The sequence below is a fragment of the Megasphaera massiliensis genome, assembly GCF_000455225.1.
GTDB classification, from domain to species: domain Bacteria; phylum Bacillota; class Negativicutes; order Veillonellales; family Megasphaeraceae; genus Megasphaera; species Megasphaera massiliensis.
This window is the reverse complement of the sequence record NZ_HF954558.1, coordinates 23,175-33,472: the sequence shown is the minus strand read 5'-3', so window position 1 is coordinate 33,472 and position 10,298 is coordinate 23,175. Positions and strand designations below refer to the sequence as shown.

Genomic DNA, 10,298 nt, shown 5'->3' with positions numbered 1-10,298 from the left:
AGCTTAATGGGTTACGCTAGGCTGGGTGCCGGTGTAACCTGTCGTATTTGTTCGTGTATCGAGGTGTACATCTTCTTTTACCGTGCCGTTTACCTTATATTTCAAGGTCAGGACTAAGAGTCCGGCGCTGAACATGAAGATGGCCATTAAGTAGTAGCCCATGGCGAAGCTTCCGGTTTGAGCCTGGACCCAAGCCATCATATTGGGGCCGAACATGCCGCCCAGGTTGCCGCAGGAATTGATGAGGGCGATGGAGCCGGCAGCGGCCGGACCGGAGAGGAAGGTCGTCGGAATGGTCCACCAGACGCCCATGGAAGCGTGGATGCCGATAGCGGAAAGGCAGATGAGAAACAGGGCGACGCCCATGTTGTGCGCAAAGGGCGACAGGCCGAGACCGACGGCGCCGACGGTGAGAGCTGCGAAGACGTGCCATACCTTATCGCCGGTAACGGTTGCCGTATGGCCGATGATCAACTGGACGACGAGGGCCGCTGCCATGGGAATGGCGATGGCACCGCCGATGAGGGATGTCGACCAGCCGGAGAGGTTTTTCAGGACTGTTGGCATCCAGAAGTAGAAGCCCCAGAAACCGACGACCCAAAGGAAGTAGATGAAGCAGAGTTTTAAGACTTTAGCATCGGTAAAGGCTTGGAGGACGGTATACTTTTTCACGTGCTGCATGGCTCTCTGTTCTTGTTCATACATGGTCGTCAGGTATTCTTTTTCAGCGTCTGTCAGCCAATGGACTTGGTCCGGACGGTCCTTGACGGCCAGTAAGAAATAGAAGGCAAAGATGAGGGCCGGAATCGATTCAAGGATGAACAGTTCCTGCCAGCCTAAGAGACCGAAGAAAGAGTGTTCCAAAAGGACGCCGGCGATGGGGGCGCCGACGATGGTCGAAAGAAGCAGGGAGGTCAGCATGAGAGACGTTGCCCGGGACCGTTCAGCGGCTGTGAACCAGCGGGGGAATAAGAGCGAATAAATGACCGGATACAGACTGGCTTCCGAGGCACCTAAGAGGAAGCGGCAGAGGTAGAATTGCCACTGCGTCGTAACGAAGGCCATACAAAGGCTGACGGCACCCCAAGTAAACATGATGCGGGCAATCCATTTCGACGCCGAGAATTTAGCGGCAAAGAGGGAACCGGGGATTTCCAGCAGCAGGTAACCGGCGAAGAAAATGCCGGCGCCAAAACCGTATACTTCAGGGGACAGCCAGCTCAATGTCTGGGTCATGGTCAGCTTGGCATAGGAAATGTTGACGCGGTCGATGCAGGCAATAATCGAAACGAGAAAGACCGGTAAAATAATGCGCAGATCTCTCCGCCGTTTAAGACTGTCGAAATTGATGTTTTCCATGATGCATTCCTCCTAATGATAAGTTAGATTGTCATAAGATAAACATGAAATAAAAAAACTCCCGCCCCACTAAAGGGACGGAAGTTTTATCCGCGGTACCACCCGATATTCCTTGCCAAAAGACGCAAGGCTCTTTGTAACGTACTATCATACGCATTTCCTGTAACGTGGATCAGACGGTGCAGTTTACTCATTTCAACTGCAATCCTCAGAGATGATTTTCCATGCTTCCTCCGGCTGCCGGCTTTCACCATACCCGGCTCGCTGTGTACTTTTGCAAAGCTGTACTCTTTCTCGTCATCGAATGTCAATATATCGTGTTTAAGTTATGCACCTTATCATAGACCTGCGTAAAAGGTTTGTCAAGGATGAAAACGAAAAAAATAAGGGTATAGGCATTTTTTCAATAAAAAAGGACTACCGAGTGACGATAGTCCTTTGAATTTGGTGGAGATGAGGAGAGTCGAACTCCTGTCCGTAAATGCTGCCCCATGAACTTCTCCGAGCGCAGACCTTGTTAGTATCTTGAACCGTTTTCGTACAAGGACAAACTAGACGATTCCAGCCTGTGAGTTTCCCGACACGGCTGCCAGGCAAAACCATGTGGTATCCCGCTAAGTGACGTCTGCAAACTGCCCGCAGGATTAGCAGCAAGAGACGTTAGCCGCCCTTAGGCAGCTAAAGCAAAATTGTTTTCTTTTGCGTTTAATTTAAAAGGTTCACCGATTTACGGGCAGATGAAACCCCGGCTCGCTATTCATGATACAACCATCCACGTCGAAACCTTTACATCCCCATGGATGGAGAACCCCCATAGAGATTCAAATTAAGTATAACATATATTTTACAAATTGCCAACTGGTCTTCAACGGGTCTTATGATATAATAGTAGCGACGATGGGGCATCTCCCTTTTTCTGATAGTGCCTCTCATCGAACAGACTCGCAGCAGAGTCGTAAGAAGGTGTCACGTACATGTTGTATCTTATTAAATGGATTTACGCTTGGATTTTGCCCATAGGCAGTATCGTATTGGCCTTTATGATTTTGACGGCCTGGCTCTTTCGAAAGAAGGCGAGCGGCCGGTGGGCCATGCTGGTCATTACGGCCGTCTTCTATCTGTTGTCGACGGAGCCTGTTTCAGACATCCTCATCCAACCTTTGGAAATGGCCTATGAACAACCGTCCCTGGAAGCTCTCGACGGCGACGTCATCATCGTACTCGGCGGCGGCTCCCGTGCCGGTGTCCCTGATGTCGACGGCACCGGTCAAGTCGGAAGTGCGGCGGCCAATCGATTCTTGACAGCCCTTCGCTTGGAAAAAGCAAAGAATCTGCCTATCCTGTTATCCGGTGGAACCGTCCTCGAAGGTGAGGCCAATGAATCGCAGATTGAAAAGCGGATGCTCCTGTCCCTTGGCGTTCCCGAACCACGAATTTTTATGGACGATAAAAGTCGAAATACGGCGGAGAACGCCGCTTTCTCTAAAGAAATTTGCCGTCAGCAGGGTTGGAAGAAGCCCATCGTCGTGACCAGCGCCTTCCATATGCCGCGGGCAGCTCGGTTCTTCAGCCGTGAAGGAATGGACTTCATTCCCTATCCGTCTGACTACCGCAGCAATATGAATCCGATTTGGTCGCCCTATACTGTCGTGCCGCAATCGGCCTATCTCCTCAATTCCTGTCTGGCCATCAAGGAATACGTCGGCATCGCTGCTGCATCTTTGGGAATGCAATAAATTGGGACGTAAAGCGTCCATGGTATTGCAAAATTCGGCCCGATGTGGCATACTTACATTGTAAGTAGCAAGGCCTTTAAGTTCTTAGAATTATATACAAAAGTTATTTTCGTTTTTAAAAGGAGTGTATCGACAATGATTAAAGTTGGTATTAATGGTTTCGGTCGTATTGGTCGTTTTGTTTTCCGCGCAGCTCAGACTCGCGATGATATTGAAATCGTAGGCATCAACGACCTCGGCCCGGTTGAATACCTGGCATACATGCTCAAATACGACACCATGCATGGTCGCTTCGATGGCACGATTGAAGTTGACGCCAAAAATAGCCAGCTCATCGTCAACGGCAAAAAAATCCGCGTAACGGCTGAAATGGATCCGGCTAACCTCAAATGGGACGAAGTCGGCGCTGAATATGTCGTTGAATCGACTGGTCGTTTCCTCACGATGGACCTCGCTGAAAAACACTTGGCAGCAGGTGCTAAATATGTTGTTCTCTCCGCTCCTTCCAAACAGGGTGAAGACGGCCGTCAGGCAGACATGTTCGTTTGCGGCGTTAACACCGACACATACAAAGGCCAGACCATCGTCTCCAACGCATCTTGCACGACGAACTGCCTGGCTCCGATCGCTAAAGTCCTCAACGATGCTTTCGGCATCAAAGACGGCCTCATGACGACCGTTCACTCCACGACGGCTACTCAGAAAACCGTTGACGGTCCTTCCATGAAAGACTGGCGCGGTGGCCGTGCAGCTGCCGGCAACATCATTCCGTCCAGCACGGGTGCTGCTAAAGCTGTAGGCAAAGTCATTCCTGAATTGAATGGCAAATTGACCGGTATGTCCATGCGTGTTCCGACCCTCGACGTTTCTGTCGTCGACCTCACGGTTAACCTCGCAAAACCGGCTACGTACGATGAAATCTGCGCAGCTATGAAAAAAGCTTCCGAAGGCGAATTGAAAGGCATCCTCGGCTACACTGAAGAAGACGTCGTTTCTTCCGACTTCCTCGGTTGCCCGCTTACCTCTATCTTCGATGCTAAAGCAGGTATCGCCCTTACGGATACTTTCGTTAAAGTTGTTTCCTGGTACGACAATGAAATCGGTTACTCCAACAAGGTCCTCAACCTCATTGCCGTAATGAACGATTACAACAGCAAACACTAATTTGTAGCGACGCATTTCCCAACGGGTAAACAGCCTCCCGTTACAAATCAGATTGAAACATCGAAAAGCGCTGAAAGGGGCTGTCGCTGCGGCGACAGCCCTTTTTGTTTTTCTTTACTACAAAAAGGAGTAAAACACTACAATGGCAAATAAAAAACCAGTAATGTTAATCATCATGGATGGTTTTGGCTGCAGCGATATCCAAAAAGATAATGCCGTAGCCCAGGCGAACCTCAAGGTTTTGCCGAAACTTTGGGAAGAATATCCCCATTCCTTCCTCGGTGCTTCTGGTGAAGATGTCGGCTTGCCGGACGGCCAGATCGGCAACTCCGAAGTCGGCCACCTCAATATCGGTGCCGGCCGCATCGTATACCAAGCTTTAACCAAAATCACGAAAGACATCAAAGAAGGTCCCTTCTTTGAAAAACCGGCCTTGGTCGGTGCCATGGAAAACGCCAAGAAAAACGATTCAGCCCTCCATTTATTGGGCCTCGTCTCTCCCGGCGGCGTTCACAGCAGTGAACAGCACCTCTTCGGCCTCCTTGAAATGGCCAAACGCTTCGGCTTGAAAAAAGTCTATGTCCATGCCTTCCTCGACGGCCGCGACGTACTGCCCCGCAGTGCCGGTGAATTCTTGAAGGAACTGGAAGATAAATGCGCCGAACTCGGCGTCGGCGAAATCGCCACCATCAGCGGTCGTTATTACGCCATGGACCGCGATAAACGCTGGGAACGCGTTGAAAAAGCTTACGATGCCGTAGCCTTGGCAGAAGGACCGCAGGAACCAGATGCAGCCACGTGCTTGAAACATTCTTATGAAGCCGACGTTTCCGATGAATTCGTCGTCCCGACGGTCATCCGTAAACATCCCGTTGAAGATGGGGACAGCGTCGTCTTCTTCAATTTCCGCCCTGACCGGGCTCGTCAGCTGACGACGGCTTTCGTCGTTCCTGACTTTGCTGAATTCCCGCGTCCGAAAAAATTGGACGTCTACTTTGCGACCATGACCCGCTACGAAGATGATCTTCCGGCCCATGTCGTCTACGACAAAGAACGGATTCCCCATACCTTGGGTGAAGTCCTGGCCAAAGCCGGCAAGACCCAGCTTCGCATTGCAGAAACGGAAAAATACGCTCACGTCACGTATTTCTTTAACGGCGGCGAAGAAGAACCGAACAAGGGCGAAGACCGTATCTTGGTACCGTCCCCGAAGGTTGCAACCTATGACCTGCAGCCGGAAATGAATGCTCCTATCGTTACGGAAAAAGTCATCGAACAGATCAAGGCCGATAAATACGATATGATCATGCTCAACTTCGCTAACGCCGACATGGTCGGCCATACGGGTGTTTTTGAAGCGGCTGTCAAAGCCGTTGAAACGGTGGATACCTGCGTCGGCAAAATCGTCGAAGCCCTCCATGCTGTCGATGGACAGCTGCTCATCATTGCGGACCACGGCAATGCTGAAAAAATGGCTGATCCCGAAACGGGCAGCCCTTATACGGCTCATACGACCAATCATGTACCGTGCATCTTGGTCAGTGAAGAACACAAAAATGTTCATCTCCACGACGGCATCTTAGCCGATGTCGCTCCGACGATGCTGACCTTGGCCGGAATGGATATTCCCAGTGAAATGACAGGCAAAAGCCTGATCGATCAGTGATGATCTCCGTCGTTCTGCCGCATTTCGAAGGGAGAGAGTAAGATGGAACAAGATACGCTGAGTATCTTTCAAAAAATAGCTCCCGATGTTATGGGGACCATTAAGGAACGATATTTACTGTTACGGCATATTGCCGATGCCGAACCGGTAGGACGCCGGACCTTAGCCGGCCTTTCCGGGCTTTCTGAACGCGTCGTCCGGTCTCACGTCGACGTTCTGCGCCGCAGCGGCATCGTCCGCTTTACGACCTTGGGCATTGCCATGGAACCGGAAGGAAAGCGGCTCATGCCGGATCTCTTGGAATGCTTTCTGCGTCTCAATAACCTCGACGATATCCAGCGTCAAATCCGGCAGAAGCTGGGTCTGAAGAATGTCTACATCGTTCCCGGTGACAGCGACAGTGATAAGACGGCGAAGGAAGAATTAGGGCGCCGCGGTGCCCTGCTCTTAAACGATCTTTTTGGCAGCGTCGACACCGTCGCCATCAGCGGCGGATCGACCATGGCTGAAGTGGCCCGGATGCTGCCGGAATGCCTGGCAAATGTCACCATTTTGCCGGCTCGGGGCAGCATGGGGAACCACGTCGAAGTACAGGCCAACTATATTGCTGCCAATGTCGCTGCCAAGACACACAGTTCATACCGTATGATTCATATTCCCGAAGGACTCAGTGATTCTGCCTTGCAGATGATGCTGAAGGCCGACCGCCAGACCCAGGAAAACGTCGCCATGACGGCCCGGGCGCAGGTCGTCATCTTCGGCATTGGCCGCGCCGACCGCATGGCCCGAAAAAGGGGAATGACGACACTCCAGCGCGATGCCCTGCACAGCCTCGGTGCCTGTGGGGAATCGCTGGGCTGCTACTGCGGCCTCGACGGCAAGATTTTGTACGGGACGAATAATATCGGCATTTCCCTGCGAGAAATTAAATATCACCCTCACGTCATCGCCGTAGCCGGCGGTGCTAGCAAAGCTGAAGCCATTGTCGGCGTCATGCGGGCCTGCCATACGGGAACGCTGGTCACCGATGAAGGGGCGGCTGAAAAAATCATACAACTGCTTTAATTAGAGGAGGAACCTATTCATGAAAAAAACAATCACCGACGTCAATGTCGAAAACAAACGCGTTTTTGTCCGTGCAGACTTTAACGTACCTCTTGACGAAAACTGCAACATCACTGACGATACGCGTATCCAGAAGACGCTGCCGACGATTAAATACTTGCTCGAACATAATGCGGCTGTCATCTTGTCCAGCCACCTCGGCCGTCCGAAGGGACAGGTTGTCGAAAAATATTCCTTGAAACCGGTCGCCAAACGCCTGTCTGAACTCCTCGGCGTCGACGTCAAATTCGCTCCCGACTGCGTCGGTGCTGAAACGAAAGCCATGGCCGATGCTCTCAAACCGGGCGAAGTTCTCCTCTTGGAAAACCTCCGCTTCCACAAGGAAGAAGAAAAGAACGGCGAAGACTTCGCTCGTCAGCTCGCTTCCTTGGCTGAAGTCGGCATCAACGATGCTTTCGGCTGCTGCCATCGCGCTCACGCTTCCGTAGCCGGCATCACTCAGTTCCTGCCCATGGCTTCGGGCTTCCTCCTCGAAAAAGAAATCCGCTTTATCGGCGGGGCTGTCGATAACCCGGCTCATCCTTTCGCAGCCATCATCGGCGGTGCTAAGGTATCCGATAAGATCGAAGTTATTTCCAACCTCCTGCCGAAAGTCGATCTCATGATCATTGGCGGCGGCATGGCCAACACCTTCTTGGCTGCTCAGGGCTATGGCATCGGCAAATCCCTCGTCGAAGCCGATAAAATCGACTTGGCGAAAGAACTCATCGCTCAGGCTAAAGAACAGGGGACGAAACTGCTCCTGCCGGTCGACGTCATGGTCGCAGCTGAATTCAAAAACGATGCCGATCACAAAGTCGTTGCTGTCGATGCCGTTCCGGCCGATTGGATGATCCTCGACGTCGGCACCAAGACCCAGGAACTCTTTGCCAAAGAATTGGCTTCCATGAAACTCATCGTTTGGAATGGTCCCATGGGTGTATTTGAAATGGAAAACTACGCCAAAGGTACGGAAGCCGTTGCTAAAGCAGTTGCTGATTCCGATGCCGTTTCCATCGTCGGCGGCGGTGACTCCGTTTCGGCAGTCAACAAAACCGGTCTGGCTGACAAAATCAGCCACATCTCGACGGGCGGCGGTGCTTCCCTCGAATACCTCGAAGGCAAACAGCTCCCGGGCGTCGTTGCTTTAAGCGATAAATAAGTCGTTTCATACTATTTCATATACATACGCCGGATGCCCGGAATTCCCGCTGTCATGACGGACTGCTCCGAAGAGATCGGGACCGGGCAGATCTGGCCAAGGAGGAAAATTTATTATGCGTAAAACTATTATTGCCGGTAACTGGAAAATGAATCATTTAGGCGCTGACGCCAAGGCTACGATTCAGGGCCTCGTTGAAAAAATGCCCAAAGACGTAAAAGCTGAAGTCGTCATTGCCCCTGTTTTCCCGTACCTTTCGACGGCTGTTGAAATGACTAAGGGCACGGCCATCCATGTCGCTGCTCAGAACATGCACTGGGAAGAAAAGGGCGCCTTCACGGGCGAAGTTTCTCCGGCCATGCTTGTCGATATCGGCGTAACACACGTCATCCTCGGCCATTCGGAACGCCGGACCTACTTCAATGAAACCGATGAAACGGTCAACAAGAAGACGAAAGCAGCCCTCGCTCACAACTTGACACCGATCGTTTGCTGCGGCGAAACGCTGGAACAGCGCGAAGAAGGCATCATGCAGTCTTGGATCGAAGGCCAGATTGAAAATGCCCTCAAAGGCATTTCTGAAGCCGACATCAAGAAAGTCGTCATCGCTTATGAACCGATCTGGGCTATCGGCACGGGTAAGACGGCCAGCGCTGCTCAGGCTGAAGAAGTCTGCGCCATTATCCGCAAAAAATTAGCTGCTCTCTACAGCGCAGCTGCAGCTGAAGACGTATCCGTCCTCTACGGCGGCAGCGTCAAAGGCGGCAACGTCGCTGAACTCACCGGTTCTGCCGACATTGACGGCGGCCTCGTTGGCGGCGCCAGCCTCAAAGCTGATGACTTCTTAGCCATCATCAACAATGCCGTTGTAAAATAAATTGAACTCCATTTTCCCCCGCACCTCTCTTAGCACTTGTGCGGGGGTTTTTCTGTCTGTGGCCGGACTTTTGCATGACCGCCCCTACTTTGGTACAATAAAGACTAGGTGATGAAGGAGGTATTCATTTGAAATATATTTTATACGTCTTTTCCTTTTTGTGTATGGCCATCGGCGGCGGGGCTTGGTTCTTTTACGGACGAGCAGTGGGAGCTGTCGGTATCGTCCTGTCCCTCTATATTCTCTATCGACTGGAACGGCAGCCGCGCCAACTGGCATTGAAACTGACACGACGCAAGGGAAAGTCAGCCGGCCAATATGGTACATCTTTTGAAAAAGCCGTAGCTGATTTTAACCGCATGGAAGGCGAACGGTGGGGCTTGACCGACCCGGACCTTCAAGCGACGACCGCCAATATGCAGCATATTGCCCGCAATCTCCTCTACTATTTGAAACAATATCCGGAACGGATTCCCTTGGCCGAGCCTTTTATTAACTATTACCAGGACCGGGCCGTCTTTTTAGTCCACAAATATAAGCAGCTCACCGTGACCGGTCTTAAGACGCAGAAGGTGGTTGCGACAAAGAAAAAGGTAAGGGACTTGCTCCTTCAGATGGATGCGGCCTATGAAAATCAATTTACGGAAGTCCTCCAGGGCGAACTGCAGGTCATTGATGGAGAAGTTGTGGCCATGACCCGCAATTTAGAAAATCGGGGAGTCTATCGCGACCCCGGTACCGGATCGAGTAGGGGCAGACAAAATGCCTTTTCACGGTGGAAACAACGAGCTTCCAATCGCTTCGATGCCTATACGGACGGAACCTTTTCATCCATTACGCCGGAACTGCGCCATAAGATCAATGAAGAACGGCTGATTACGGCAGCCCTGGCCTTCTTTTTAGGTTCCTTCGGCATTCATCATTTTTATATGAAGCGAAATACCCGAGGCTATGTGTATGCCTTATTTTGCTGGACCTTCATCCCGGGATTCTTGGGAATTATCGAAGGAATGCGCTTTGCGAATATGACGACCGATGAATTTTATTACGCCTCGTACCTGCACAAATACCGCGCATAATTGACAATACTTTACAAAACATGTAATTGTGAAAACTATGTGTAAAATATATAGAGAAAAAGCATAGAATATGTTACTATCAGACGAGAGGGGCTAACTGTTCAGGCAGTATGCGAGTTTTTTTGATATGGAGTATCTAGCGTTTCTTGGG

At 51.2% G+C, this 10,298-nt stretch carries 8 protein-coding genes, 1 other RNA gene and 1 other annotated feature; of the genes, 7 read left to right on the top strand and 2 right to left on the bottom strand.

Annotated features, from left to right (window positions below):
- Positions 1 to 3: 3 nt before the first annotated feature.
- Both TX77_RS10935 and ssrA read right to left on the bottom strand, forming a co-directional pair.
- Positions 4 to 1,359 carry an MFS transporter gene (locus tag TX77_RS10935; protein WP_044505126.1) on the bottom strand — a complete coding sequence of 452 codons (1,356 nt, stop codon included), beginning with the start codon at positions 1,357 to 1,359 and terminating at the stop codon, positions 4 to 6.
- 70 nt (positions 1,360 to 1,429) lie between these two features.
- Positions 1,430 to 1,669 (bottom strand) — a binding site (T-box leader).
- A 135-nt stretch (positions 1,670 to 1,804) separates the two neighbouring features.
- Positions 1,805 to 2,155, bottom strand: a transfer-messenger RNA (tmRNA) gene (ssrA, locus tag TX77_RS13315).
- A 178-nt stretch (positions 2,156 to 2,333) separates the two neighbouring features.
- Here ssrA and TX77_RS10930 point away from each other — a divergent pair.
- From TX77_RS10930 to TX77_RS10900, 7 genes are all read left to right on the top strand, one after another.
- Positions 2,334 to 3,095: a YdcF family protein gene (locus tag TX77_RS10930; protein ID WP_044505125.1), complete on the top strand. Its 762-nt coding sequence runs from the start codon at positions 2,334 to 2,336 to the stop codon at positions 3,093 to 3,095.
- A gap of 135 nt (positions 3,096 to 3,230) precedes the next feature.
- Positions 3,231 to 4,259, top strand: a complete 1,029-nt coding sequence (gap, locus tag TX77_RS10925) for a type I glyceraldehyde-3-phosphate dehydrogenase (RefSeq protein ID WP_044505124.1) — start codon at positions 3,231 to 3,233, stop codon at positions 4,257 to 4,259.
- 142 nt (positions 4,260 to 4,401) lie between these two features.
- Positions 4,402 to 5,925, top strand: a complete 1,524-nt coding sequence (gene gpmI, locus TX77_RS10920; RefSeq protein ID WP_044505123.1) for a 2,3-bisphosphoglycerate-independent phosphoglycerate mutase — start codon at positions 4,402 to 4,404, stop codon at positions 5,923 to 5,925.
- Positions 5,926 to 5,967: 42 nt separating this feature from the next.
- Complete coding sequence (locus TX77_RS10915; protein WP_044505122.1) at positions 5,968 to 6,990, top strand: sugar-binding transcriptional regulator; 1,023 nt, start codon at positions 5,968 to 5,970, stop codon at positions 6,988 to 6,990.
- Between the two features lie 19 nt (positions 6,991 to 7,009).
- Positions 7,010 to 8,191, top strand: a complete 1,182-nt coding sequence (locus TX77_RS10910; protein ID WP_044505121.1) for a phosphoglycerate kinase — start codon at positions 7,010 to 7,012, stop codon at positions 8,189 to 8,191.
- Positions 8,192 to 8,306: 115 nt separating this feature from the next.
- The gene (gene tpiA, locus TX77_RS10905; protein WP_044505120.1) at positions 8,307 to 9,068 is read left to right on the top strand and encodes a triose-phosphate isomerase; all 762 of its coding nucleotides are present in this window, start codon (positions 8,307 to 8,309) and stop codon (positions 9,066 to 9,068) included.
- 128 nt (positions 9,069 to 9,196) lie between these two features.
- Positions 9,197 to 10,147, top strand: coding sequence for a 5-bromo-4-chloroindolyl phosphate hydrolysis family protein (locus tag TX77_RS10900; protein ID WP_044505119.1), 951 nt, complete (start codon positions 9,197 to 9,199; stop codon positions 10,145 to 10,147).
- Positions 10,148 to 10,298: the final 151 nt, after the last annotated feature.